Source organism: Psychrobacter sp. 2Y5 (genome assembly GCF_051847375.1).
Taxonomy (GTDB): domain Bacteria; phylum Pseudomonadota; class Gammaproteobacteria; order Pseudomonadales; family Moraxellaceae; genus Psychrobacter.
Genome location: NZ_JBPYDA010000005.1, coordinates 176,128 through 202,834, shown reverse-complemented (window position 1 = coordinate 202,834; position 26,707 = coordinate 176,128). Strand labels below are relative to the sequence as shown.

Sequence of the window (26,707 nt, the reverse complement as noted above, 5' to 3'; positions counted from 1 at the left end):
ATTAGATCTAAATCAGCTTAGCTATGCAATGACTTTTTTGAAGTAGTATCCACTGTCACTTTAGCAGGCTTTAGCGGTGTTGGCATACTGACCAAGGCCGCTTTAAGTACTTCATCGATAGTCGCTACCGGCTGAATGGTTAGACCTTCCTTAACGTTATCAGGAATATCCGCCAAATCGCGCTCATTAGTCGCTGGAATCAACACGTGCTTGATACCACCGCGATGCGCCGCTAGTAGTTTTTCCTTGAGACCACCGATACGCAGGATCTTACCGCGTAACGTAATTTCACCAGTCATCGCAATATCAGGACGAATAGCGATGCCGGTGATCGCTGAGACTAGCGCTGTCGTCAATGCACCGCCCGCTGACGGACCATCTTTCGGTGTCGCGCCTTCTGGCATATGTACGTGAACATCAGTGGTCTTAAAGGTTTCATAATCGATACCTAAGCTATCACCGCGCGCTCGTACAACGCTCATTGCCGCGCGAATCGACTCTTTCATCACGTCACCGAGAGAACCGGTAAAGGCCAGCTCACCTTTACCTTTCATCGCTACCGCTTCGATAGTGAGTAGCTCACCGCCGACTTGTGTCCAAGCCAGACCGGTGACCCGGCCGATCTCTGCATCTTTTTCAGCAAGACCATAGTCATACTGATGTACGCCTAGATAGTCATTGATATTGCTATCATCGACAACTACGAGCTCACGATCATCTTTTTTCGGAGCACGCGCGCCATGACTCTCAACCGAGCCGCGAACCACTTTACGGCAGATCTTATTGACTTCACGCTCCAAATTACGCACCCCTGCTTCTCGCGTATAGCTACGCACGATGCTATGCAGAGCCGCTTCAACAATCTCAATCTCGCCGTCTTTTAGACCATTCTGCTTAATCGCTTTGGGCACGAGGTACTTCTGGGCGATATTGACTTTTTCTTCTTCGGTATAGCCGGGCAGACGAATCACTTCCATACGGTCGAGTAGCGCTGGTGGGATATCCATGCTGTTGGCGGTACAGATAAACATCACTTGTGAGAGGTCCAAATCCATATCGAGATAGTGATCATTGAAGCTATCGTTCTGTGACGGATCGAGCACCTCAAGCAAGGCTGAAGCTGGATCACCGCGGAAGTCTTGCGCCATCTTATCGACTTCATCTAATAAGAATAGCGGGTTTTTAACCTCGACTTTGGCTAGCGACTGCACGATTTTACCCGGCATCGCGCCGATATAAGTCCGGCGATGACCACGAATCTCAGCTTCGTCACGGACGCCGCCCAGTGCCATACGCACAAACTTACGACCGGTTGCCCGTGCGATAGACTCACCAAGCGAGGTTTTACCGACACCTGGAGGACCCACGAGACACAGAATCGGACCACGAAGCTTTTTCACTCGCGACTGTACCGCGAGATACTCTAAGATGCGATCTTTGACATCTTGCAGACCATAGTGATCTTCATCGAGGACGTTTTTGGCTTTTTCTAAATTAATAGATACTTTGCTCGTGGCATTCCACGGCGTATCTAATATCCACTCAATATAGTTACGCACGACCGAAGACTCGCTGGATGCAGGTGGCATCATTTTTAATTTCTTCAGCTCTTGCTCTGCTTTTTTGCGGACGTCTTCTGGCAGATCAGCTTCTTCTAAACGCTGCTCAAGCTCGCTGACATCATCTTCACCATCAAACGCGCCATCATTCATATCTGACAGCTCATTCTTGATCGCTTTCATCTTCTCGTTTAAGAAGTACTCGCGCTGATTGTCTTCCATCTGCTGACGCACGGCATCTTGGATGTCTTGTTCGATATTCTGCTCAGCGCTTTGCTTAACGAGATACTCCGTCAAGGTATTGATATGCGCTTTGAGATCGTCCTTTTCTAAGAACGATTGCTTAACGTCCAAATCCATCGAGACCCGAGTAGAGATAAAGTACATCAGCTCCAACAAGTCATCGATACGTTTCGCCACGCGAGTCAACTCACGTGCATTACGTAGACGCGCATCGGCGTAGCTTTCAAACAGTCCGGTTAGCGCTTTCATGGTGTTTTTTTGTTGGCTATCGTCAAGCTTAACCTCAAGATCAGCGCGCTCAAAGGTCGCCATCAAGACGTCATCATGGCTCTGTGCATGGTTTTCTATAGCATCAACGCGGGCACGATACTGGCCTTCGATTAGCACCTTTATGCAGTTCTCATCGCTATCGTGTGGCATCGTGCTGACAATGCGGCAAACCGTACCGTATTGATAGAGGTTGTCTTGGTCAATATCTTCGGTCAGCGAGTCTTTTTGCGCGACGACGAGTACTTTATCACCATATTTCGCTTGCGCCAGCTCCACCGCTTTTACGGATGGGGTGCGGCCTACAAATAGCGCGATTTGCATGTGCGGATAAACGACCACGTCGCGTAGTGCCAATAGTGGCAAATGATTGTCTGAGCCATTATCGGTAGTGTTTTTATCGACATTTTGTTCATCAGTATCAGGCGTTGCTGCTGACACATCGATGTCGATATTGTCTTTATCAATATTATAGTCAGTCATATATTCGTTCCTTATTCACTAGACTTGTTCAGTCAAGTTAGTGTTTCATGATAGATAAATGGTGTTCTTAGATTAAATTGCAAGGCTTATCCATTAACGCAGTTTAAATAAGTGTAGGACAGATGATGGCGTAGTTTTTGACGGTAGCTATAGGCTTAGCACTGTCTATTAGGTTTTGCGCATAGGCTTTATCGGTATAATCAGGTAAAATAGCGCCCGTCTTATAGACAGGTTAATGTTAAAGTTTTTGATGATGCAAAGAGTAATATTGAGTCTAAAAAGGGGCAAAGAGTATGACCATTAATGCGGTGCTACTAGCAGTAGTGATTATGCTTGGGCTGTCACTGGCGCGAGTTCATGTGGTACTCAGTTTACTCATCGGCGCTTTGGCAGGCGGGTTGCTAGCGGGTTTAGGGGTTACTGAAACTTTAGAAGCCTTTCAAGAAGGTATCCGCAATGGCGCGCAAATTGCTTTGTCTTACGCACTGCTGGGCGCTTTTGCGGTCGCGATTGCGCATTCAGGGTTGCCGCAGTCTTTGGCGAGTTCAGTCATTAAGCGTATCGATGCTGGTGGCCCAGGTATAAAAGCAGGTGGCATGATTAAATACACGCTGTTTGCAGGTCTGGTGATGATGAGCTGTTTTAGCCAAAACCTCATTCCTATTCATATTGCCTTTATTCCGCTGCTCGTACCGCCTTTACTACTTGCCTTTAATCGCATGCAAATTGATAGACGGCTCATTGCTTGCCTGATTACTTTTGGCCTTGTCACTACTTATATGTTCATCCCTTACGGCTTTGGTGATATTTATCTCAACCAAATTATGCTCAAAAACGTCGGTGAAGCGGGTATTGATATCACTGATATCTCCGTCACTAAGGCGATGGCGATTCCGGCACTGGGGATGTTTATTGGCCTATTGACCGCTATATTTATCAGCTATCGCAAGCCGCGTCAGTATCAGCAGTTAACGATAGATAAAGATGCCCGCGATGCCGCGATCGATAAAAAATCTACTAGCGACGACTTGAGCAAAACAGCAGTGAGTGCGCCCACGCAAGGTAAACTTAAAACGTTAGTCGCTTTGGCAGCCATTGTCACTGCCTTTGTGGTGCAGCTCTATACCGACTCGCTATTGCTCGGCTCGATGTTTGGCTTTGCCGTCTTTATGGCAACGGGCGTGGTAAAGTGGCGCGAAGCGGATACCGTGTTTAACGACGGTATCAAGCTGATGGCGATGATTGGCTTTATTATGATTACCGCGCAGGGCTTTGCCGAGGTCATGAAAACGACAGGAGAGATTGCGCCGCTGATTGATGGCGCGACTAACTTGTTTGCTGGGAATAAAGCCATTGCGGCACTGGTGATGTTAAGCATAGGTTTAGTGGTGACAATGGGTATCGGCTCGTCATTCTCAACCATTCCAATTATTGCCGCGATTTATGTGCCACTGTGTATCTCGCTAGGGTTTTCGCCATTGGCCACCGTTGCCATTATCGGTACTGCTGGGGCTTTGGGTGATGCAGGTTCTCCGGCGTCAGATTCAACATTGGGGCCGACGTCTGGACTAAACATCGATGGGCAGCATGATCATATCAAGGACAGCGTGGTGCCGACTTTCCTACATTATAATATTCCGCTACTGGCGTTTGGTTGGATTGCAGCGATGGTGTTGTGATTAGTAACGTATATGCGTAGCGAGTAGGTCACTCTCTACGGCTCTAAGATATTTCTCTGTCATAGATACACTGCTTTATTTGTTTAATGCTTTTATGAATAGAATACATAGAGAACAGTTCAAGATAAACAACGACAAGGATGCCATAGTCTATATCACCATTAATATAATGGTATAAAAGAAAACCTACGGAAAATATTAATAGGATTAATATAGCGTAAAATGTGAAAGTTGATAACCTTAAAAAATCTTTATCGGAAATTAAAAGCAGTTGCTCATTCTCTTTATCCGGTTGCGCTGAGAAGGTATTGACGGATAACAAATCATTATCATATAGACGCTTTTTTTCTAGCTGCCTTTCTCTATAGCTAACGATAATAAACAAAGCACAAGTGGAGAGAAAGTAAAGGAAGGAGGTTAAGCTTTCAGGTTCATCATACTCCCAGAAGTAAATACCGAACATGGCTACTCCTATCCAAAAAAATAGGGCAGCTGTCAGCACATAAAATGATCTAGATTTCTTAGTATAGTGGGCTATCACCAGAATAGACATCCTATTTGTTAATAATAATCATTATTATGTATAATAAAATATACTCTGGATTTAAACAATAGTTCTGTCTAATTAAAAATAAATATTAATTACTGTCGTCCTCAAAACCCTCTATCTCATCACTTAAACTATTCAAAAAATCATCACTTTGCGCTAGTAACTCATTCAAACGCGCCTCATTAATAACCCTAGCCAACTCATCACCGCTAAAAGTCTGTTCCTGACTGTAATAAAGCTTCTCTCTAAAATCATCATTGCCAATATTTTGCAAGTAGCTATCAACGGTATCAGCGCTAGAGGTTTCTGGTTCTGTTTCTTTGATATGAGTAGGGTTGAACCAACGCAGTCCGCTTGGCGTAATCAAGCCATCTAAAGGCACATCCCAAGGTTGAGTTTGCAACTCTTCAACCACCTGAAAGTCATAACACCAGCCAATACGTAAAGGTTTTTTTACTCCTGATCGATAGCTTTTACCAAGCGTTGTATCGTAAAAACCGCCACCCATACCCATGCGATTGCCTTGTTTATCAACAGCAACTAAGGGACAAATAATCACGTCCAAATCCGTTGCCCATAGTAGCTTACGATGGTGATTTTGTTTCATACCAAGACTATGAATACGAGTCGGCACATTGATAAGTTTTTTGTGATAAATCGGTACAAAACGCAGACGTTTATCCTCATGACCTAGTGAACCAACTACGGGCAAGTAAGCCTGATATTGCAGACGCTGACACCAGTCTAATAGTGGCTGAGTAGGCAACTCACCAAAGTCATCATAATAAATGCCGATACGCGTATGAGCAGGCAAACGCTGCTGGAGTTTGACTAAGTGTAAGCTGGCCGCTTGAGCTAAATGTCTACGCTCAGTAGTAGAGAGCTGACGGCGCTGGCGAGTGAATTGCTTTCTGGATGGATTAGTAATCATAGTATTAAGGCATTATTCAATAAAAAAACTTTAGGGTAATGATGGTCATTACAGATTATCTCTAGCTATAAATACTCGCATCAGCTTGGAGAAATTTATGATAAGCCATGCTATCATAACCCCACTTTACAGCCTATTTTCCTTATGTGCAGCCTTAGTTGCACTTTTTATAATAAACCAGTTATTTATCACTAATAAAAGAGGATAGTTATGTCACAGAATCAGGCAACTCGTACCGAAAAAGACACCATGGGTAACGTTGAAGTACCCGCAGACGCTTATTGGGGCGCGCAAACGCAGCGTAGCCGCGAGAACTTCAAAATCGGTGGCGAGACTCTACCGCGTCCGATGATTGAAGCAATGGCGCTAGTCAAAAAAGCCGCTGCGATTACCAATGCTAGCCTAGAGCGTATCGAAGACGATAAGCGCGACTTGATCGTGCAGGCAGCTGACGAAGTCATCAATGGCGGTCTGCAAGATCAGTTTCCATTAGTCGTATGGCAGACGGGTTCTGGTACACAGTCGAACATGAACATGAACGAAGTATTGGCGAATCGTGCTAATGAAATTGCAGGAAACGATCGTGGTAGCTATACGCCTATTCATCCCAATGACCATGTCAACCATGCTCAGTCTACTAACGACAGCTTCCCAACCGCTATCCGTGTCGCAGCTGCTCGTCAAATTAACAGCCTACTTATCCCAGCGGTCAAAGCCCTACGCGATACCCTAGATGCTAAAGCCAAAGAATTCGATAGCATCGTTAAAATCGGTCGTACCCATCTACAAGACGCTACACCTTTAACGCTAGGCCAAGAGTTCAGCGGTTATGTCAGTCAGCTTGACCATTCATTGACTCGCATTGATAACGCGTTACAAGGCCTATATGAGCTGCCACTAGGCGGTACAGCAGTTGGTACAGGTCTCAACGCTCACCCTGATTACGCGGTAAAAGCGGCTGAGCAATTATCAGAGCTAACAGGCTTGCCGTTTGTTACTTCACCCAATAAGTTTGAAGCACTAGCCGCGCGTGATGCCGAAGTTTTTGCTTCTGGTGCCCTCAAAACTTTAGCGGGTAGCTTAAACAAAATCGCTAATGATGTGCGCTGGTTGGCTTCTGGCCCTCGTTGTGGCCTCGGCGAGTTGACTATTCCAGAGAATGAGCCAGGCTCATCCATCATGCCGGGCAAAGTCAACCCAACTCAGTCAGAAGCCATGACTATGGTTGTGGCACAAGTGATGGGTAATGACACGACTATCAGCATGGCAGGCGCATCAGGTAACTTTGAGCTGAACGTCTATAAGCCTGTGATTGCCTTTAACTTACTGCAATCTATTAAGTTATTAGGCGATGCGTGCAATAGCTTTAACGACAATTGCGCGGTAGGAATCGAGCCTGTTAAAGAAAAAATCGATGACTTCTTGCATAACTCGCTCATGCTAGTGACCGCATTGAATCGTCATGTTGGCTATGAGAACGCCGCGAAAATCGCTAAGACTGCTTATAAAGAAAATAAAACCCTTAAGCAAGTTGCGGTTGAGCTTGATCTAATGACCGAAGCGCAGTTTGATGAGTGGGTCACGCCAGAGGATATGGTGCATCCTTCTTAGTTTAGATTTACTGCTTAAGATTAATAAAAAGACCTTGTCGTCCTTTATATCAGGATTTGACAAGGTCTTTTTTTTATCCATTATGTGAAGTCAATCCAACGCGCGAAACAATATCTTACGCTCTGACAACAAGCTCACTCATCGTTATAACAGCTAAGAATACTATTTCAGTTAGACTAGAGGGATAGATGACGATCAAGATAAAAGCGCTATAAAGTCTCAAAATAAAACAAAAATAATCACTAAATAAAATCTTTAGGGCTATTTTCTGACTATCTATAACTATTTTAATAAATTACAGAGGTACTATCATGAAAAATTTAACTGTAGCATTATCATCAGCGGCTATTATGATGGCAGCGTTGGGCTCGGGTTCTGCATTGGCTTACTCAGATAACGTCATGGAACCAAGTGAGAGTTACGACACCGCGATTAAGCATAGACAAGTGAATTATACTTGCCAAAATAATAATAAAATCAGCGTGACTTACGGCTTTAATAAGCAGTATTTGCCTACCTTTGCTGAGGCTACTCTAAACGGTAAAACAAGGTTTTTACCGATTAACTTAGCTCGTACGGATAACGTCTCAACCGTGTTTGGCGATGAAGACAACTTTAGTATTATGACCGGACCACTGCGTCTGAATAATTACCACACCTCATCAGCCAACATTCAAAACGCTAAGAGCGAAATCGTCTATAAAGGCTGTGAAGTGGCTTCTATTGTGAAGATTAAAGGCTAGCGAGTAGGGTGTGGTTAGCGAAGCGCCACCGATTTGATTTCAACTAAGAAGACCTTGTCATGTTATATGGCAAGGTTTTTTTGTTTTTAGAGCTGGGAGCTATTCCCGCTTTGTGCTTGTATCTGCTAGTCTAGCTGAGGCGGTGGCTACGGTTTGTGGTGTCTCTTGCTCCGCGAGCCACTCCAAAACCTAGCTTCCGCAACTCACCCAAACCAGCAGGATACCGCTGCAATCAGGGCTAGCGGCGACATCTTGATTTTGCGTAGAGCTTTTGTAGTTCAAGCTTTAATATTTTATAAAGCTTAAAAGTGCTCAATTCGTAGGTTGGTGTGGAGCTTGCGACACCTAATGATTTGACAAATATAAATGAAGTAATAAAAATTAATCTATAAAGTTTTGATGAGAAGTTAAACTAAAGAGGTCTTGGTAGTGTGTCGCCCCGCGCACCATGATTGAGAGCTATCCCTAGAATCGGTGCGCAGGGCGGCACCCTACAAGTTATCTAAACTTTAAAATTTATTGAGCACTAAAGAGAAACACTATGATCAAAAACGGTATGCGTCCCATTCATCCCGTTAAAGTTTTAGAAGAGGATTTTCTTGGTCCACTAGACATGAGTGCCTATGCGCTAGCAAATAAGCTTGGGGTTACTCCTGCACGTATAAACGAAATCGTACGTGAAAAGCGAGGTGTTACCGCTAATACAGCGCTGAGATTGGCAAGGTATTTTGGCGATAGCCCGCAGTTTTGGTTAAATTTACAATCTACTTATGAGCTACGTTTAGTTGAGACCGATGACTTAGCGTTTTTAGACGATATTGAGTATGTTTAATAAATTGTGGATAGTTCTTTAGCTTAATATAGCTACTTTTTTGACTGATAAAATGGCCGAACCATTAAGGATTTTTATGCTTCAAAATTATAAATTTGTTAAAATAGTTACGAAGAGTAGTTTATTAATATTTTTATTGATCGGACTCTCTACATTAGCCTCAGCGCAAATTGCAATGACTACTGAAGCACTTGAAACGCAACAAGCTTTTGATTTAGATTATTCTATTAAGCAAGAGTACCAGTCAAGTGATGAGGTTGAACAAAACTTCCCAGAAGGAGTTCACAAGTATCTTAAATCAGCAAATGACGGTGATGCAGTTTCACAATACATTGTTGGTGCAATGTACTTAAATGGCGAAGGAGTTGCTGAGAACTATGATCAAGCTATTGCTTGGTTTACGAAAGCCGCCAATCAAAATGATATTGATGCTCAGTACATTTTAGGAGCACTTTATTTTGAAGGTGTAAATGTTGATAGAGATTATACTAAAGCTAGAAAATGGTTCCTGAAAGCTGCTAATCAAGGAGAGCCAAATGCTCAGTATGCCTTGGCCTCAATCTATAGCTCAGGGTTAGGAATAGATTCAGACTATCTAGAAGCATCGAAGTGGTTTAGAAAATCTGCTGAACAAGGCAACATTAATGCTCAATTCTTCATAGGTTTGTTATATCTTGAAGGTAAAGGAGTCAAAAAAAATTATTCTGAAGCCATAAAATGGTTCACTACTGCTGCTGAACAAGGTGATTCAAAATCACAAGTAAATTTAGGTTGGATGTATTTAAATGGCTTAGGCGTTAATTTCGATCATATAAAATCATTAAGTTGGTATCGCAAAGCTAAAGAGCAAGGAGATAACTCAGTTCTACATCCTCTTGGCAATAGAAGAGAAGAGCTTATAAAGAATGAGTGACATAAGATATAAATTCAAAATCAGTTTCATTTTTCTACAACTGATGTGCAACATACGACCCTAACATTCATCCCATTCAAAACAGAAAAAGCCAAGCAAAATGCTCAGCTTTCCTATATCAAATTTTCGCAACTTTTAAATACTAAAACTTATAAAGCAAACCAAGCGTGGTTGTAGCATCAGTACGCGAGTCAACCATCGGGCTATCGTATTGCTCATTCGGCAAGTAGCTTAAGCTTTGATTAAAGAATCCTGCAAAGCGCTCATTGATGTCGTAGTTGGCACTAATATTAATGTAAGGATTCAAGCTTGAATTGGATTTATAAGCGGCGACGCCTGTTTTAGCTGACTCTTTATCACTGACGCCATAATAGTATTCGTTGTAGTCGTCATCATAATATTCAAAACCTATACTTGGATAGACGGTGAGCTTATTTTTAGTAATACGCGCTAGATAGGTTAAGCGAGCAGTATTACCGCCACTACGATCTAAGATATCAGTAGCGGCTTGAATACGGAAACCGCCAACAGGGGTGCGACGTAGATAAGTGATACCGGCTGCGGCAGATATCTTACGCTCATCGAGACCTTGCAGCGCGCCATTGGCATCATCAGGATCGAATGAATTGCCTGCTAATTGAGCGTAGGCGGATAGCTGGTTGGTGCCATCGTTAATCAGATAAGCGCCAGCACTAGCTCCGCGCGCGTAGATTTTATTATTGTCATAAAATACGCCCGGTAATACCCGCACTTCGTTGTCGTCCAAATCATAAGCACTATTGGAATAGAGCACGTTGACGCCTACGCTGAGCTGAGCGTCTTGATCGGCAGCCAGGTTTTTGAAAGGAGCAGCGCTTGCTGTGCCAGCAGCGCTCAAGAGCATCGTGGCTGCGAAGGTGGTGAGTACAGCGCGATAGGTAATGCTTGGAGCGGATAGTTTAAACATAGTCGTGTCTCATGAGCAGGGAAGGTAAGGTCGGGAATTGGTTTAGCGTTATCGATTACGTTAATATTAACTTAATTTGTTATTCAGTAGCTGCCAATATTTGCAGTATTTGGTTATGGATATCTTGCCACCACCAGATGAAACTAACCGTGATAATAAGCATGACTATCCAAGGCAGTAATTGCCAAATGAGGCTAATTTTAATCGGCTCTGGCACAAACCTTTTTGGATCAATATAAGTGGGATACTGATTAATATAGTCACCACTTCGCTCTAAATTAGCGCTATCTGCGTTATTATTTAAGTTTACAGGGATTTGGCTATCATTATCAGCAAATATATTGGTAAGGGGCGGATTATCGCGATGAGTGTTTTGCAGGCTAGTTTGATAGCTATGCTGATGGTTACTTGAATAGCTGTCTTGAACCGCGTTTTGATAAGCTTGTTGCGCACCAGCCATAGCCGCTTGCTGTGCTAGCTCCCGCTGACGATAAGCGAAGGCAATAGGCAGCGCGATGAGCAAGCCGGTAATCGCGCCGCCGATATGACCGGCATTATCGATGCCAGGAACCGCAAATCCGTACACTAAGTTGATACCCATAATGATGACTAGGCTTTTTAGATTGATCATCATGCCATTGACTGACATCTTAAAAAACGCTGCTACTAGTAACGCTGCACCGATGCCCATGATACCGCCTGATGCGCCAGCGGATAGACCAGGCTGACCACTGCCATCTATAATTGCTTGCCAAGTCACATGGTTATTGAGGACGTTACCGCCGATTACCGCTAGTAAAAATAGCGCCAAGAACTTACTGGAGCCAAACATCGGCTCAGCGATTTGACCAAAAAAATACATCGCAAAGCTGTTAAACAGCAAGTGCATCAGGCCAATATGCAAAAATCCGCTACTGATTAAGCGCCAAGGATCTTCGCCCATCGTATAAGGCAAAGCATTCGCGCCCCAATTGAGTAGCGCCTCTGTAGAGGGATTGTTAGCATCCACTCCAGTCAGTAGTTGTATAACAAACAGACCGATAAAACTGATAAGCAATATAGTGGTGACAGGCGCGGTGCTAAAGAGCTGCTTAATAGTCATAAATGAAGTTATATTGATGATAAGTAAGGATGAGCAGTATAAAGGTTTGCGCTGCTATAAAAAAGAATACCTATGTATCTAAGCGCTGTCTTTAGCTTTGGCAACTAGGAATACTATTTATACTATCAACTGCTCCTATATTTGATGCTATCAACGCATCCTTACTACCAACGCATCGGTGCAAGATAAGGCAGAGCTGATTTGAGCTGCTCATAAGTGCCGTTCACTAAGATATCCTCGGTGACTTTATTGATATCGGTATGACCACAGAATGCCATGCTGATATCGCATTCGTTATAGATCAGCTCCAGTGCGCGGCGTACACCGTCTTCACCATAAGCGCCCAGTCCATAGAGAAACGCTCTTCCGATCATCGTGCCGTTAGCGCCTAACGCCATCGCTTTGAGCACATCTTGTCCTGAGCGAATACCACTATCGAGCCAAATCTCAATCTGGCTATTTTCCGCTCGTACCGCTTGTACTATATCGCTAAGTGCGGCAATAGAGGAGGGCGCACCATCGAGCTGACGACCGCCATGGTTAGAAACTACTAGAGCATCAGCGCCACTACGCGCGGCTAAGATAGCATCCTCAGGCTCCATGATACCTTTGATAATCAGCTTGCCGGCCCATTGATCTTTGATGCGCGCCACATCATTCCAGCTTAGGCCAGGATCGAATTGCTCCGCTGTCCATGCCGATAAGGAGGAGATATCCTCGACATTTTTGGCATGACCGACGATATTGCCAAAGGTACGTCTTTTGGTACCCAGCATATTTAGGCACCACTCAGGCTTAGTCATTAGATTTAGGATATTAGCGAGGGTTGGCTTTGGCGGCGCAGAGAGTCCATTTTTGATGTCTTTATGACGCTGACCGAGCACTTGTAGATCGGCAGTCAATATCAGCGCTGAGCAATTAGCATCTTTTGCGCGGCGAATCAAATTGGCCATAAACTCTTGGTCACGCATCACATAGAGCTGAAACCAAAACGGCGTATTAGTATTTTGAGCCACATCTTCAATCGAACAAATACTCATGGTCGATAGCGAAAATGGTACGCCGAATTTCTCCGCAGCGCGGGCGGCTTGTATCTCACCATCCGCCCACATCATACCGGTGAAGCCAGTAGGCGCAATGGCGACCGGCATTTTGACTTTTTCACCAATCATCGTAGTCGCAAGCGAGCGGTTTTCCATATCGACGAGCACGCGCTGACGCAGCTTAATACGATCAAAATCGGTTTCGTTATTACGATAGGTGGTTTGCGTCCATGAGCCTGAATCGACATAATCGTAAAACATTCGCGGCACTTTACGCTCGGCAACGCGGCGCAGATCTTCGATTTCGGTTATCTTAGATAAGTCTTTCATCGTAGTCTCGATAGTAAGGTACTGTTTATTATGGTGCTTATTATTCGTTAGTTTTAAGCGATTCTTCACTCAACAACTGCTGCAAATCCAATACTGAAAAAGGATAATCTAAGCGCTGGAGAGGCGTGAGTACCACGGGGATAGTGGTGGCAAAGTCCATCATCAGCGTCTCATTTAAGTCGCTGATATCTATATAATGATAAGTGACAGGCTGCACCGCTGCTAACTGATTCATTAGGCTCTCAGCGACCTCACACAAGTGACAGCCTGTCGTGCCGAGTAACCATGCTTGATGACGGATGTCGTTACTGGAAAGTCTGGGTAACGCTTCTATCAAACGTTCTCTGAGCGCATTGATGGTTTTATGGTGAGTGGCATTATTATTGTAACTATTATCGTCATTGTCTGTTTGATAGTGTTGTAGGTCGTCATTGGGCATAGCTAGACTCATCTTTGTATTTAACTTTACAAACATCATAAATTTTTGGGCTTTAGGTTAGCTTATGCCCTTAGCGGTATAAGATAGAGAATAGTCATATGATAGAGAAATCTTGCCTATAATAACAGTAGCCGTGACAGCGATTGTGAGATTGGGTAAGATAGCTTGCTCGCTGACGATTTAGATTGCAGATGCAAATGAATGCTTTGAGTGACAATTTCAAGCTTTTTTAGTTTTGGTAAATTTTTATAACGCTTCATCCTTACTTATTCGGATATCTTGCGCATGACAAGTTTTGCTAGTTTTTTTAAACGATTGTTAGGAGCGATTATACTAATAATCGTCGCTTTTCATATACTAGTTGCCGCTTTGCTACTGGTATGGAAGAGCCAGCCCATTAACAATAGTATGTTTATGCTGACTCATCGTCTGACCGGCGGGGAGGTCACCCAAGAGTGGGTAGAATATGATCAAATCGCTAAGTCCGCTAAGCAAGCGGCTATTGTCAGTGAAGACTCGACTTTTAGTCAACACAATGGCTTCGATATGAAAGGTATCAAAGAGGCGCAAAAAAAGAATGAAGCTTCAGGTAAGGCGACTGCTGGTGGTTCGACGATTACTCAGCAATTGGCCAAAAACTTATTTTTGACCTCGCATCGCTCTTATGTGCGTAAAGCCGATGAGGCGGTCATCACCGTGATGATTGAGACGATTTGGGACAAACCGCGCATTTTGACCGCTTATTTAAATGTCGCCGAGTTTGGTAACGGTATCTACGGTATCGAAGCCGCAGCTAGACATTATTATGGTAAATCTGCCGCTGATCTCAATCGTGATGAGTCAGCACTTCTCATTAGTATGCTGACCAATCCAAAATATTATGAGGACAATCAGGGCAATAAACGTCTGCGTAATAAGCAGCGCATTATCAAAAACCGAATGAAAAATGCCGTATTACCACAAGTTGCATAACCGCTATTAATGATTTACAAGCTTTTAGTACAAGGCTAATAAAGCTATTTATTGACGCTAATATAAAGGCGTTCTAGTATTTTTAATCACAACAAGGAGTAGTGAGATGGCTGATAATCCCAACGAAGCAAAAAATACTCGTAATGCCATTGATAAAAAGCAAACCACGACACTAAGCCACGAGCGCTCAGCCAATGATCACCTCACTGAACTAAACTGGCAACGCTTTGATGATGGCAGCTATTCATCGAGCGCTTACATTCATCGGGATCTGTCTTTATTGCAGTTTAATCTACGCGTTTTAGCGCAAGCGGCAAGCCCTCGTCATCCTCTCCTTGAGCGGCTATTCTTTTTGATCATATTTTCCTCAAACATGGATGAGTTTTTTGAGATTCGCGTGGCGGGCATCATGCAAAAGCTCAATATAGGCGATGTCCCTAGCAGCCCGCATGGTATGCGCCCAAGTGAGATACTAAGTGAGATATCAGCGGTGGCTCATGAGGCTATCGATGAGCAGTATCGTATCTTGAACCAAGATATCCTGCCAGCGCTAGCAAAAGAGGATATTCGCTATCTGCGCCGTGATGAGCTGAATGCCGAGCAATCGGCGTGGATGAAGCGCTACTTTATTGAGCAAGTCTCGCCGGTGCTGACTCCGATTAGTATTGATCCGGCGCACCCATTCCCGCGACTAGTTAATAAAAGCCTTAACTTTATTGCTACTTTAGAGGGCAAAGATGCCTTTGGCCGCGATATCAATTTAGCGATTGTACCTGCGCCGCGTAGTCTGCCGCGTGTCATCCGCCTGCCTGATGAGCTGACGGACGGCAAAGAGCACCATGTCATGCTCTCAGCCATCATCCATGAGCATGTGGGCGAGCTCTTCCCCGGTATGAATGTCACCGGCTGCCATCAGTTTCGTTTGACTCGAAATGCCGATCTCGATCTTGCGGACGATGTCGATGATATTGCCAAAGCACTGGAGGGCGAGCTTGAAAACCGCCGCTTTGGTGATAAAGTTCGGCTTGAGGTCACTACCGATTGCCCAACGCCTATCAGCGATTATCTGCTGAACGAATTTGAATTGCATGATAATCAGCTGTACCGGGTAAATGGCCCAGTGAACTTAACGCGGTTATTATTTGATTTTAATATTCCCAAGTTGCGTTATCAGTCCTTTACCCATATCGTACCCAAGCCGTTTCGCCGTGAGTTCGATAAGCTCGATAGATCGACTAGTATGTTTGGCGCGATGCGTAAAGGGGATGTGCTCGTTCATCATCCTTTTCATGCCTTCTCGCCGATTGTGAATCTGCTATGGCAAGCGGCAAGCGATCCTAAAGTATTAGCGATTAAGCAAACCTTGTACCGCTCAGGCACCAATTCTGAGATTGTCCAAGCCTTAGCCGCTGCTGCTCGTAATGGCAAGGAAGTGACGGCGGTGATTGAGCTGCGCGCACGTTTTGATGAAGCCTCCAATATCGCGGTTGCAAACTTCTTACAAGAAGCGGGCGCGGTCGTTGTATACGGTATCGTCGGCTACAAGACCCACGCCAAACTGATGCTTATCGTCCGCCGCGAAGACGATCGCATTCGTCGTTATGTGCATCTTGGTACGGGTAACTATCACGCTGCTAATGCCAAAGTCTATACGGATTATGGGCTATTCACTGCTGACCCTGATATCTCAGAGGATGTGCATAAAATCTTCCAAGAGCTGACGGGAATGGGTAAGCCTGCCACTCTCAAAAAACTGCTACACGCACCTTTTACCTTGCATGATAAATTGATGAGCTTTATTGATGATGAAATCGCTCATGCCAAAGCAGGCAAACGCGCACATATGATTATCAAAGTCAACGCCTTAACCGAGCGCCGACTGATTAGCAAGCTCTACGATGCCTCACAAGCTGGGGTCAAAATCGAGCTTATTTTACGCTCAATTTGCTGTCTGCGTCCGCAAGTCAAAGGGCTATCTGGAAATATCACCGTGCGCTCAATCGTGGGACGTTTTTTGGAGCATACGCGCATCTATTACTTCCATAATGGCGGTGATGAGCGTTTGTATTTGGGCAGTGCCGACTGGATGGATCGCAACTTATTTCACCGCGTCGAAGTTGCCTATCCTATTGAGGATAAGAAACTCTTCGCGCAAATTTATCAAGACGGTCTGCAAAACTACCTTAAGGATAATGTACAAGCTTGGACGCTAGCAGGAGACGGTCGTTGGCAGCAGTTGAGTCCGGCGCAGAACGCTCTGCCGCATATTGCGCAAAACCATTTACTCAATGTCATCAATCACGTTGATGAATAAACACTAATCACGCTCTTCTATCCTGTAAAGGTTACAAACTGTCTTGTAACCTCACATTTATTCACATATTGATACGGCAGTACACTGGTGCATGGTTTGTGCTTTTTTCTATAATCAAAGGTAGTTCTTACCTACCATTCAATTATAAGAATAGGAATCACACTATGAGTAACACTAACGATAATAAATCTGATGTTCAGCAAGCCGCAAATAAAGCTGACGCTGACAAAATTGAAAAAAATTTAGAGCAAGATAACACTTCAGGGACACCCGAAGAGTTATCAGAAAATGAAAAAACTTCCTTTATAGATGACCAAACTCGCACTGATAAGTAATGAGCTGCTAAAGGAGTAGAGAGTCGTCAAAATAATCGATAGAGGGAAATATCATGGTTAACAAATCAACGATTACGGATAATAAAACACAAACGGCAGTGGATAATATTGGGCCTAACGACGAAGAGATCGTTCCTATCGATGACCCAGTAGACGCTAAGCGGGAGAATCCAACTGATAGCTATGAAGGCCGGAAGCATGAGCCAAATATAGATGGTCCTGAACAAGCCTCACAGGAAACTGATGAAGTCTATGCCGACCCTCGCAGAGAAGAGAACCTTCCGGCAGGTGGCAAAAATGTAGCTGACCTAAATGCGCACGACTTAAGTAAAGACAATAACCAAATTTAATTTGTACTCGCTTGTCTTGTATAGATAGCTGTATAGAAGGCTTTTACCTTACTTATTTAAACGACGTCCACATCTATAATTACAACAAAGGATGAAACCATGCAAACTAAAGATCCAGCTCTAACTAAGACACCTATTAGTAGCCATGACGCTATAAGTGAAATGGTCGAAAATACAAATGACAACAAAGATCCTAAACATTCTGAGCGCGAGCAGCGCCAGATGGATGAGACAGTGAGTGCTAGTGACAGAGCAGATGGCGCTGCTACTGTCAGGGATGATGCGAATGTGCCTCGTGAAGGTTCCGTAGAAAACCATGAAGATATTGAGCGCAATACCACTGTTAATAAAGGTACCGATACTTTTGAAGATGAGATTGTAGACTCAAAACACGTCAATGATGGCGATAATCCAGCGCGTCAACCGGATCGCCGTGATCAGAATGGCAGTAGCGCTTTTGATGAAGGCGTCAACGATCAAACGGTGGGTAGTGAAGCGCCTCAGAGCGAAGAGCTTAACGATATGAACCGTTACGCAAGCATCGACAACGCGCAAACTCGCATTTTGAATCCTGATGAAAAAGATTAAATGTCTTACCAATAAGGTTTGAGCGTATTATTAAGTTGAGTAGTTGAATTGCTCATTTATCTGTATCGAAGATATGCTCTAGCATTAGGGTTTAAAATAAATTATTGAAAAGGATTATTCATGAAAAATGATAACAAAGACTATAAGTTAAAAGACGCGGATGATAATGAAGGTATCGTGCCAGATGATGCGCTACAAAAGGTAAATCCAGCCGCTGCTGAGCAAGCTTCGAGCGATCATGATCCGCATAATATTGCCAAAGAGCATAAACAGCACGATACCAATGTTACTGAAACTAAAGACTAATCAGGCACGCCGCTATGAAAGCGTAGCTCGTTATCAGGACTGGTAATAAGCTCAGCCTCTACCGCTCTAAAAAAAGCCACGCGTTCATCGATATTCTCGGTCGCTAGTGACTGTGCTAACTGTAAATAATCTTCAAAATGACGACTCTCAGACTTGAGCAAATAACGATAATATTTGGCCAAGCGCTCATCTTCTATTACCTCTGCAAGCGCAGCGAAACGCTCACACGATCGCGCTTCTATAAAAGCCCCAATAATGAGTACATCGACCATTGCCGCAGGCTCATAGGTGCGTTTGTGTTTTAGCATGCCTTTTGCATAACGGCCTGCGCCTAGATGTTGCCACTCTTGACCACGCTCCTTCATAATCCCTAATACTTGCTCATAATGCAGCATCTCCTCCCGGACTAACTGGGCCAGTTTGCATTGCAAGTCATGCGAGAACTCATAGCGAAACATTAGATTCATTGCGGTACCTGCCGCTTTTTTTTCGCAGTTAGCATGATCTTGAATAATAATAGGCAAGTTGTTGATTGCCGTATCTATCCACGCGCGTGTTGTTCGACCTGATAAAAACGCATAAATCGCTGATAGATCGATATTTAAAGTTGAGGTCTGAGCAGACGAGGTGTATTGGGGATTTAAGCTAGCGCTATTATTCATCTTGGCTACAGAAGCTGTTTTATTTAGTTTTGCATCTTCGTTTATTGATTTGGTTTCGGTATCAGTCATAGTCTAATCATGTAAAGTGGATAGTTCAGTAGATTTTATCATTGCCAGCTTCGTTCAGCAGAAATGATTACTTACAGTTTAATCATACTCATAAGTCATGAGCGCCCTAGCGCTTCTTTATACGAGTTAAACAAGCCCTAGTAAAGGCTATCATATCTGTACAAGGCGACTATTTAGCTACTAAATAGTGCATTCTTGTTAATTTCCTGATTTGATAGTAGGATAATCTTTGATTTTAGAATAATTATGTCATAGATTATTTTAGCATGAGCCTATAATTCATTATAAGAACATTGATTATAAGACTTCTAAATGCTTGTTAGCTATAAAGGTCTAACGATAATATCAGTTAACCTTCCTTTATTGCTCGAGCGCCTCACTAAACCTATTACAAGGATATCATTATGAGTCAGGATTCAAACGCCAATCGCATTCAAAAAGGCAGCCTTGCTATCGATAAGCAGATGTATGATTTTATCGAAAACGAAGTATTACCAAAAGTAGGCGTTGATTCAGAAAGCTACTGGTCAGGATTTGAAAAGGTAGTCAAAGAATTCACTCCGCGTAATAAAGCCCTACTTGCTACTCGTGATGAGATGCAAGAAAAAATAGATCAATGGCATCTAGACAACCCCACTAGCAACGGCGAAGTGGATTTTGCAAAATATAAGCAGTTCTTACAAGAGATCGGCTATCTGTTACCAGAAGGCGAGGACTTTCAAGTCTCAACTGAGAATGTCGATGACGAGATCGCTCATATCGCAGGGCCACAGTTAGTTGTCCCAGTTCGTAATGCTCGCTACGCCTTGAACGCAACTAATGCGCGTTGGGGTAGCTTATACGATGCGCTATATGGTACGGACGTCATCAGTGATGAAAACGGTCAAGAGGCCAAAGGCGGTTACAATCCTACTCGCGGCGCTGCCGTTGTCGCTTACGCCAAGCAATTCTTAGATGAGAACTTTGCACTAGCATCTGGCTCTTACACTGAGGTGACTGGTTTTGAAGTGGTTGATGGCAAGCTACAAATCAATCAAGGCGACAGTAGCACTGAGCTCAAAGATGCAGAGCAATTCGCAGGTTACATGGGCGATGCAAGCAGTCCAACGGCGGTGCTTCTCAAGAACAATAATCTGCACGCCGAGATTCAAATCGATAAAGATAGCCCAATCGGTAAAGACGATGCGGCCGGTATCAAAGATGTGCTACTCGAATCGGCTATCACCGCCATTCAAGATGGTGAAGACTCTATCGCCGCGGTCGATGCTGAAGAAAAAGTCGAAGTGTATCGCAACTGGTTTGGCCTAATGAACGGCGATCTGAAAGAGACCTTTGAGAAAGGCGGCAAGACTCGTACCCGTCAGCAAAACCCAGACCGCGTTTATACTGCGCCTGATGGCAGCGAGTTGGTCCTTCCTGGTCGTGCACTGCTACTACTGCGTAACGTCGGACACTTAATGCAAAACCCAGCCATCTTAGTTGACTTAGGAAACGGTCAAGAAGAGATATTTGAAGGTATCATGGACGCTTTAGTGACCCCGTTACTAAGCCTAAATGACCTAAAAGGCAAGACTGAGCTGTCAAACTCACGTAAAGGCTCTATGTATATCGTTAAGCCAAAAATGCACGGCCCTGATGAAGTGAAGATGGCCAATGACTTATTTAACGCCTCTGAGGACTTGTTAGGTCTTGAGCGTAATACCTTAAAGATAGGTATCATGGACGAAGAGCGCCGCATGACGGTCAATCTAAAGAACGCTATTGGTCAAGCCAAAGAGCGCGTCATCTTCATTAATACCGGCTTCTTGGATCGTACCGGCGATGAGATGCATACCAGTATGAATGCAGGGCCATTCGTACGTAAAGGCGAGATGAAGTCGCAAGCATGGCAGCCTGCTTACGAGCAGTGGAACGTCGATGTCGGTCTTGAGGTAGGTCTGCAAGGCCGCGCTCAGATCGGTAAAGGCATGTGGGCTAAGCCTGATGAGATGAAAGAGATGATGGAGACTAAGGCCGCGCATCCGCAGTCAGGCGCTAGCACCGCTTGGGTACCCTCACCAACAGGTGCAACCTTACATGCCATGCACTATCATCAAGTTAACGTCAAAGACGTACAAGACCAGCTAAAATCGCGTAGCCGCGCCAATGTCGATGATATCTTGACTATTCCTTTGACCAGTGAAGCTAATTGGAGTGAGGAAGAGAAGCGTCAAGAGCTCGAGAACAACGCTCAGGGTATCTTAGGCTATGTCGTACGTTGGGTAAACCAAGGCGTAGGTTGCTCAAAAGTGCCAGATATCAATGACGTCGGCCTAATGGAGGATCGCGCGACCCTACGTATCTCAAGCCAGCATATCACTAACTGGCTGCATCACGATGTGGTGAGCGAAGAGCAAGTCATGGAAACGATGAAGCGTATGGCTAAAGTGGTCGATGAGCAAAACGCGGGCGATCCTAGCTACCAAAATATGGCACCTGATTTCGATAACTCTTATGCGTTCCAAGCAGCTTGTGATTTAGTATTCAAAGGTCGCGAGCAGCCTAGTGGCTATACTGAGCCGCTATTGCATCAAGCGCGCCGTGATCTAAAAGCTAGCAGCACTTGTTAATCAAAGCTGTCAAAAGCTGCTTTATAAGCTCTTAGGTTAATCACTCTATGTGACGCTTTAATAACCCTCCTAGTCGCTCAATGAGATGAGTAGGGGAGTTAATGCTTATAATGTTAAATCGCTATTAAAAGCACTCCTATCAACACTATAGGAGTGCTTTTTTATGGCTATTTTATCTCTCAACCAACGGCTTTAAATGACTGCCTAATCCTCGCTAACTCTGAACTAGAATCCTCGAATTTATCTTCATAAGCATTGGAATAAAAATTGAAAGAATTAAGACTAAATGTCAAAAAAATGTTGCAAATTATGTCAAAGTTGTTATGCTTGTACTCGAAGTATGAGTTTGGTAACGGATGTTACGCAGTAGGACGCATAAGACTTAAGTTTACATGGTAGTTACATTACAAGTTACGTTAATGCTTTCTATATGTAAGTTAGGGTTTTTTCATATTACGGTAATAAAACTTCGCCATACTTGTTTCTGACTAAACTTGGTAGCCAGTTACACATTATATCTTTGAGGATTTGTGACGATACCCTTATGAGTAAAAGCTAATCAAAGCACGCTCATTACTAAAATTGTAAAGTGGAGATATCCCATGAAAAAGTTACTTTTAGCTACAGCCATTGCCGCTCTATCTGTATCTGCAGCTAATGCCGCGCCACAAGTCTATGGTAAAGCATTCATCACTACCGATTACGTTAACGCAGAGTTGGACGTTCAAGAAGCGGTAGGTGTTAATGGTGAATTCCAAAACATCGATGAAGATAAAAACTCATTACAAATTAACTCAAATATCTCACGTCTAGGTTTCAAAGGTTCTGAAGCTATCACTGCTAATACTGACGTGGTTTATCAGTTAGAGTATGGCATTAACATCGATGATAGCGGCGATGACAACGTAGGTTTTAGAAGTCGTGATACTTATCTTGGTTTAGCCAATGAGCAGTATGGTCAAGTTCGTTTTGGTCGCAACTACTCAGTAACCGATTATATTCTTAATAGCGTACCTGTCACTAAAGGCTATTGGGATAATATTGGTGCAAGCAGCCTGAATACTGGTTCAGCAGCTGAAGCTTTAACGCTAACTGATGGCGGCCGTATCAATAACTCTATCATTTGGTTTGCCCCTAAATACAACGATCTACCATTAGAACTAACGTTGCAGTATGGTGCTGATGAGACTTTCGTTGACGACAACAATGATCGTGATACAGGTTATGGCGCAGCGTTAAACTTCAATCCAGGTACAGGCTTCGCAGCTGGTATTGCTTTGGATAAAGATATGAGTATCAACGGTGACATCCTTCGTGGTACTGCTAGTGTTGATCTAAGCAACTACGTTGCTTATCCAGTAACATTAGGTGTGTTATATCAGCAAGCGGATTATGACAATGCTGGTGAAGAAGACGGTCTAATGGTTAGTGCCAAAATGGGCTTAAGCAACTTTGCTCGTCCGGCCACTGTTTACGCTCAGTACAACAGAACAGAAAACTTAAGCGGCTTTGACGGCAATGACTCGGATCAGTTTGTAGTCGGCGGTGAGTACTTCTTTAAAGACAATATGATTGCGCATCTTTACGCGGGCTATAACTCTGCTGACTTAGACAACGACACTTTCTTTGTGAGAGAGTCTGAGGTTGGTAAAGGCGACTCTGAGTTTGTACGTGTTGCTGGTAAAGGCGATTCTAATGTATTAGCTATTGGTGCAGGTCTAGAATACTTATTCTAATATCGACATCTGACACAGCTTATAAAAAGACTCATCCTTCGGGGTGAGTTTTTTTGTATGGTAGATATAGCAATTAATCCTTAAAACCCTTTCAATATTATTCTTAGCTGATCTTGAAGTGAAGGTCTATTATGAAAAAAGTACTATTTATTCTAGTGAGTTCCGTTGTATATATTCCTATGGCACAAGCGGCTCCGGAGATCTACGGCAAGGCTTTTATGATGGTTGACTATGTGGATCAACAAGCGGACTATGAGGACCAAAACAATACTCCAAAGGATGCAGATAAGAATGCGCTGCAGATTAACTCGCATTTCTCACGTATAGGTTTGAGAGGAACCGAAGCCATTACGGACAGCACAGACGTTATCTATCGTTTAGAGTATGGGGCAGATATCGATGGCGACGACAGTCAAATCTTGCAAAGCCGTGATACCTATTTAGGTCTAAAGAACGAAGCTTACGGCGAGCTACGGCTTGGTCATAACTCATCTGTTTTTAGTTATCTGTATGGTCCTATTGTCAATAGAGGATACTGGGATAACCTAGGAACCAGAACGCTTGGTGATAATGAGAACGTCGCCGCGTTAAACATGCTCGACTATACGCGCTCAAAAGATTCGGCACTATGGATTGCACCTAAGTATCAAGGTCTGCAGCTAATCATGCAGTATGCTGCTGATGAGAGCTTTGAGAGTAGCGATAATGGCTATGGAGCAGCGCTAAAGTTTGATAAAGGCACGGGTTATACGGCAGGTATTGCCTACAGCAAAGATATTGAAGCTAGCGGTAGTATTGATACCTTAGACCTTGTGAATGAGGGTAATAATATTGAAAGTATTAGTTATGGCGGTGACGCCCTTCGTGGGACGCTAACGCTTGATGTAGATAGCTATCTAGACATAGCGACTCCGTTGACTTTAGGAGCGGTGTATCAGCAAGCGGATTATGATTTTAGAGGTTCTGATAAAGAAAAGGGCCTGATACTCAGTGGCAAAATCGGTCTAAACCACCTATCTCATCCAGCTTCGATATACATTCAGTATAATAAAACCGATAACCTCAATGGCATTAGCAATAATGATTCTGATCAGATCGTAATCGGTAGTGAATATAATTTCAAAGACAATATGATTGCTCATGCTTATATCGGTCAGAACAGGGCAGATTATACCAGTCCCACTGATCCAACTAATTCTGTAGCAGATATTGAAGTGTTTGCCGTTGGTGCGGGTTTAGAGTATTTATTTTAAGCTGGCGATAGCGCATTAAAGCTGATCTTATGGATGAGCTTTTTTTATTTGTTTAGACAATAGTCCATAAGCGGCTCGCAAAACTTGAGAATTTAGCTGAGTTTAGCTTTTGCCCTATATTTTATGGCGTATTTTTAGTAAAATCCTTCTTTACCAATTGTTGATGAGTACTATGACCAAGTTTATATTTGTGACCGGTGGGGTAGTGTCCTCACTAGGAAAAGGTATCACGGCGGCTTCCTTGGCTGCTATCTTAGAAGCGCGCGGCGTCAATGTCACTATGACTAAGATGGATCCGTATATCAACGTCGATCCAGGCACGATGAGCCCATTCCAACACGGCGAAGTGTTCGTCACCGAAGACGGCGCTGAGACTGATTTGGACTTGGGCTATTACGAGCGTTTTTTACGTCGCTCGAAGATGAGTAAGAGTAACAACTTCACTAGTGGCCGTATTTATCAGAACGTCTTGAATAAAGAGCGCCGCGGCGAATATTTAGGCGGTACCGTACAAGTGATTCCGCACATCACTGATGAGATCAAAAGCAAGATTATTGCCAGTGGTCAAGGCTATGATGTTGCCATCATTGAGATTGGCGGTACCGTCGGTGATATCGAGTCATTACCCTTTATGGAAGCGGTGCGTCAGATGCAGGTGGAGTTAGGCCGTAATAAGGCTATGCTTATGCACCTCACTTTAGTGCCTTATATTGCAAGTGCTGGCGAGACTAAGACGAAACCTACTCAGCATTCGGTCAAAGAGCTACGCTCTATCGGTCTGCAGCCTGATATCTTAATCTGCCGCTCAGATCATCATATCTCACCTGACAATCGCCGTAAGATTGCGCTATTTACTAACGTGGAAGAGCGCGCGGTCATTATGTGTGAAGATGCCCAAAGCATCTATCAAATCCCGCGTACTCTGCACGAGCAAGATCTCGATGATCTTATCTGTGAGCGCTTTGGTCTGGATTTGCCAGAAGCAGATCTAAGTGATTGGGACAAAGTCGTTGAAGCACAGCTCAATCCAGAATCTACGGTCACTGTGGCTATGGTCGGCAAATATGTTGAGCTACCTGATGCTTATAAATCTATCAACGAAGCCTTACTCCATGCCGGCATTACCCATCAAACTAAGGTTAATATCGACTATATCGATGCGGAGCGCTTAGAAGATGATGACACCGCTCTTGAGCAATTAAAAAAAGCGGATGCCATCTTAGTACCGGGCGGCTTCGGTGAGCGCGGCACTCTGGGTAAAATGAAAGCGATCACTTATGCGCGCGAAAATCATGTACCATATCTTGGCATCTGCTTAGGTATGCAGTTGGCAGTGATCGAGTTTGCGCGTAATGTCATGAGCATCGATGCCAACTCCTCTGAGTTTGATCGTAAAAGCAGCGAACCGATTATCGGCCTAATTACCGAATGGATGGATGAGCGCGGCGAGCTACAAATTCGTACTGACGACTCCGACCTTGGTGGTACTATGCGTCTAGGCGCGCAGCAAGCGGAATTGGTTGCCGGTAGCAAGCTGAGCCAGATTTATGGTGCCAATATGATCACCGAGCGTCATCGCCATCGTTATGAGATGAACAATCGCTATATCGAGCCTCTAGAGCAAGCAGGCATGACGATCTCAGGCTATTCAGCCAAACAGCATTTGGTAGAGTCGGTTGAGATTAGCGAGCATCCCTGGTTTATTGCTGTACAGTTCCATCCAGAATTTACTAGCTCGCCACGCGGTGGTCATCCGCTATTTAATAGCTTTGTGAATGCCTCGAAGAAATACAGCGCTAGCAAATAATGGTTTAAATATAGGCTTGACCAAAAGATCAATCT

The 26,707-nt window shown here is 43.9% G+C and carries 23 protein-coding genes; 15 read left to right on the top strand and 8 right to left on the bottom strand.

The window, feature by feature from the left end:
- Positions 1–17: 17 nt before the first annotated feature.
- Positions 18–2,393, bottom strand: a complete 2,376-nt coding sequence (gene lon, locus ACS8E3_RS07315; RefSeq protein WP_439242807.1) for an endopeptidase La — start codon at positions 2,391–2,393, stop codon at positions 18–20.
- 452 nt (positions 2,394–2,845) lie between these two features.
- On the opposite strand from lon, the gene ACS8E3_RS07310 reads away from it, so the two are divergent.
- Positions 2,846–4,231, top strand: a complete 1,386-nt coding sequence (locus ACS8E3_RS07310; RefSeq protein ID WP_439242751.1) for a Na+/H+ antiporter family protein — start codon at positions 2,846–2,848, stop codon at positions 4,229–4,231.
- A 43-nt stretch (positions 4,232–4,274) separates the two neighbouring features.
- Here the strand turns inward: ACS8E3_RS07310 and ACS8E3_RS07305 are convergent, their stop codons facing one another.
- Together ACS8E3_RS07305 and ACS8E3_RS07300 are read right to left on the bottom strand one after the other, a co-directional pair.
- On the bottom strand, positions 4,275–4,694 hold the full coding sequence (locus tag ACS8E3_RS07305; RefSeq protein ID WP_439242749.1) for a hypothetical protein: 420 nt from the start codon (positions 4,692–4,694) through the stop codon (positions 4,275–4,277).
- Between the two features lie 175 nt (positions 4,695–4,869).
- The gene (locus tag ACS8E3_RS07300; protein WP_439242747.1) at positions 4,870–5,712 is read right to left on the bottom strand and encodes a 5-formyltetrahydrofolate cyclo-ligase; all 843 of its coding nucleotides are present in this window, start codon (positions 5,710–5,712) and stop codon (positions 4,870–4,872) included.
- Between the two features lie 210 nt (positions 5,713–5,922).
- Here ACS8E3_RS07300 and fumC point away from each other — a divergent pair, with 210 nt between their 5' ends.
- From fumC to ACS8E3_RS07280, 4 genes are all read left to right on the top strand, one after another.
- Positions 5,923–7,323: a class II fumarate hydratase gene (fumC, locus tag ACS8E3_RS07295; protein WP_439242745.1), complete on the top strand. Its 1,401-nt coding sequence runs from the start codon at positions 5,923–5,925 to the stop codon at positions 7,321–7,323.
- Positions 7,324–7,634: 311 nt separating this feature from the next.
- The gene (locus tag ACS8E3_RS07290; RefSeq protein WP_439242743.1) at positions 7,635–8,066 is read left to right on the top strand and encodes an ACP-like domain-containing protein; all 432 of its coding nucleotides are present in this window, start codon (positions 7,635–7,637) and stop codon (positions 8,064–8,066) included.
- A gap of 541 nt (positions 8,067–8,607) precedes the next feature.
- Entirely contained in the window at positions 8,608–8,898 is a 291-nt protein-coding gene (locus tag ACS8E3_RS07285) for a HigA family addiction module antitoxin (RefSeq protein ID WP_439242741.1), read from the top strand.
- Between the two features lie 76 nt (positions 8,899–8,974).
- A complete protein-coding gene (locus ACS8E3_RS07280) occupies positions 8,975–9,811 on the top strand; it encodes a tetratricopeptide repeat protein (protein ID WP_439242739.1) in 837 nt (278 codons plus the stop codon).
- A 142-nt stretch (positions 9,812–9,953) separates the two neighbouring features.
- On the opposite strand, the gene ACS8E3_RS07275 is transcribed toward ACS8E3_RS07280, so the two are convergent.
- From ACS8E3_RS07275 to ACS8E3_RS07260, 4 genes are all read right to left on the bottom strand, one after another.
- On the bottom strand, positions 9,954–10,757 hold the full coding sequence (locus tag ACS8E3_RS07275; protein WP_439242737.1) for a MipA/OmpV family protein: 804 nt from the start codon (positions 10,755–10,757) through the stop codon (positions 9,954–9,956).
- 79 nt (positions 10,758–10,836) lie between these two features.
- On the bottom strand, positions 10,837–11,859 hold the full coding sequence (locus ACS8E3_RS07270; protein WP_439242735.1) for a rhomboid family intramembrane serine protease: 1,023 nt from the start codon (positions 11,857–11,859) through the stop codon (positions 10,837–10,839).
- A gap of 164 nt (positions 11,860–12,023) precedes the next feature.
- Complete coding sequence (locus ACS8E3_RS07265) at positions 12,024–13,232, bottom strand: alpha-hydroxy acid oxidase (RefSeq protein WP_439242733.1); 1,209 nt, start codon at positions 13,230–13,232, stop codon at positions 12,024–12,026.
- Positions 13,233–13,272: 40 nt separating this feature from the next.
- Complete coding sequence (locus ACS8E3_RS07260) at positions 13,273–13,671, bottom strand: glutaredoxin family protein (RefSeq protein ID WP_439242731.1); 399 nt, start codon at positions 13,669–13,671, stop codon at positions 13,273–13,275.
- Positions 13,672–13,956: 285 nt separating this feature from the next.
- On the opposite strand from ACS8E3_RS07260, the gene mtgA reads away from it, so the two are divergent.
- The 6 genes from mtgA to ACS8E3_RS07230 all read left to right on the top strand — a co-directional run bounded on the left by mtgA (position 13,957) and on the right by ACS8E3_RS07230 (position 18,536).
- A complete protein-coding gene (gene mtgA, locus ACS8E3_RS07255; RefSeq protein WP_439242730.1) occupies positions 13,957–14,643 on the top strand; it encodes a monofunctional biosynthetic peptidoglycan transglycosylase in 687 nt (228 codons plus the stop codon).
- A gap of 106 nt (positions 14,644–14,749) precedes the next feature.
- Complete coding sequence (ppk1, locus tag ACS8E3_RS07250; protein ID WP_439242728.1) at positions 14,750–16,957, top strand: polyphosphate kinase 1; 2,208 nt, start codon at positions 14,750–14,752, stop codon at positions 16,955–16,957.
- Positions 16,958–17,121: 164 nt separating this feature from the next.
- The gene (locus tag ACS8E3_RS07245) at positions 17,122–17,292 is read left to right on the top strand and encodes a hypothetical protein (protein ID WP_439242726.1); all 171 of its coding nucleotides are present in this window, start codon (positions 17,122–17,124) and stop codon (positions 17,290–17,292) included.
- A 53-nt stretch (positions 17,293–17,345) separates the two neighbouring features.
- Positions 17,346–17,642 (top strand): hypothetical protein, encoded by a 297-nt coding sequence (locus tag ACS8E3_RS07240; RefSeq protein WP_439242724.1) that lies wholly within the window; start codon positions 17,346–17,348, stop codon positions 17,640–17,642.
- Between the two features lie 99 nt (positions 17,643–17,741).
- The gene (locus ACS8E3_RS07235) at positions 17,742–18,230 is read left to right on the top strand and encodes a hypothetical protein (protein WP_439242722.1); all 489 of its coding nucleotides are present in this window, start codon (positions 17,742–17,744) and stop codon (positions 18,228–18,230) included.
- Between the two features lie 120 nt (positions 18,231–18,350).
- Entirely contained in the window at positions 18,351–18,536 is a 186-nt protein-coding gene (locus ACS8E3_RS07230) for a hypothetical protein (RefSeq protein ID WP_439242720.1), read from the top strand.
- Here the strand turns inward: ACS8E3_RS07230 and ACS8E3_RS07225 are convergent.
- Positions 18,533–19,198 (bottom strand): MiaE family protein, encoded by a 666-nt coding sequence (locus ACS8E3_RS07225; protein WP_439242805.1) that lies wholly within the window; start codon positions 19,196–19,198, stop codon positions 18,533–18,535. The genes ACS8E3_RS07230 and ACS8E3_RS07225 overlap by 4 nt on opposite strands.
- Before the next feature lie 473 nt (positions 19,199–19,671).
- Between ACS8E3_RS07225 and ACS8E3_RS07220 the strand changes: the two genes are divergently transcribed.
- From ACS8E3_RS07220 to ACS8E3_RS07205, 4 genes are all read left to right on the top strand, one after another.
- Entirely contained in the window at positions 19,672–21,876 is a 2,205-nt protein-coding gene (locus tag ACS8E3_RS07220; RefSeq protein ID WP_439242718.1) for a malate synthase G, read from the top strand.
- A 602-nt stretch (positions 21,877–22,478) separates the two neighbouring features.
- A complete protein-coding gene (locus tag ACS8E3_RS07215; RefSeq protein WP_439242716.1) occupies positions 22,479–23,612 on the top strand; it encodes a porin in 1,134 nt (377 codons plus the stop codon).
- Between the two features lie 131 nt (positions 23,613–23,743).
- Positions 23,744–24,865 carry a porin gene (locus tag ACS8E3_RS07210; RefSeq protein WP_439242714.1) on the top strand — a complete coding sequence of 374 codons (1,122 nt, stop codon included), beginning with the start codon at positions 23,744–23,746 and terminating at the stop codon, positions 24,863–24,865.
- A gap of 172 nt (positions 24,866–25,037) precedes the next feature.
- On the top strand, positions 25,038–26,672 hold the full coding sequence (locus ACS8E3_RS07205; protein ID WP_439242712.1) for a CTP synthase: 1,635 nt from the start codon (positions 25,038–25,040) through the stop codon (positions 26,670–26,672).
- The last annotated feature ends 35 nt before the right edge of the window (positions 26,673–26,707 follow it).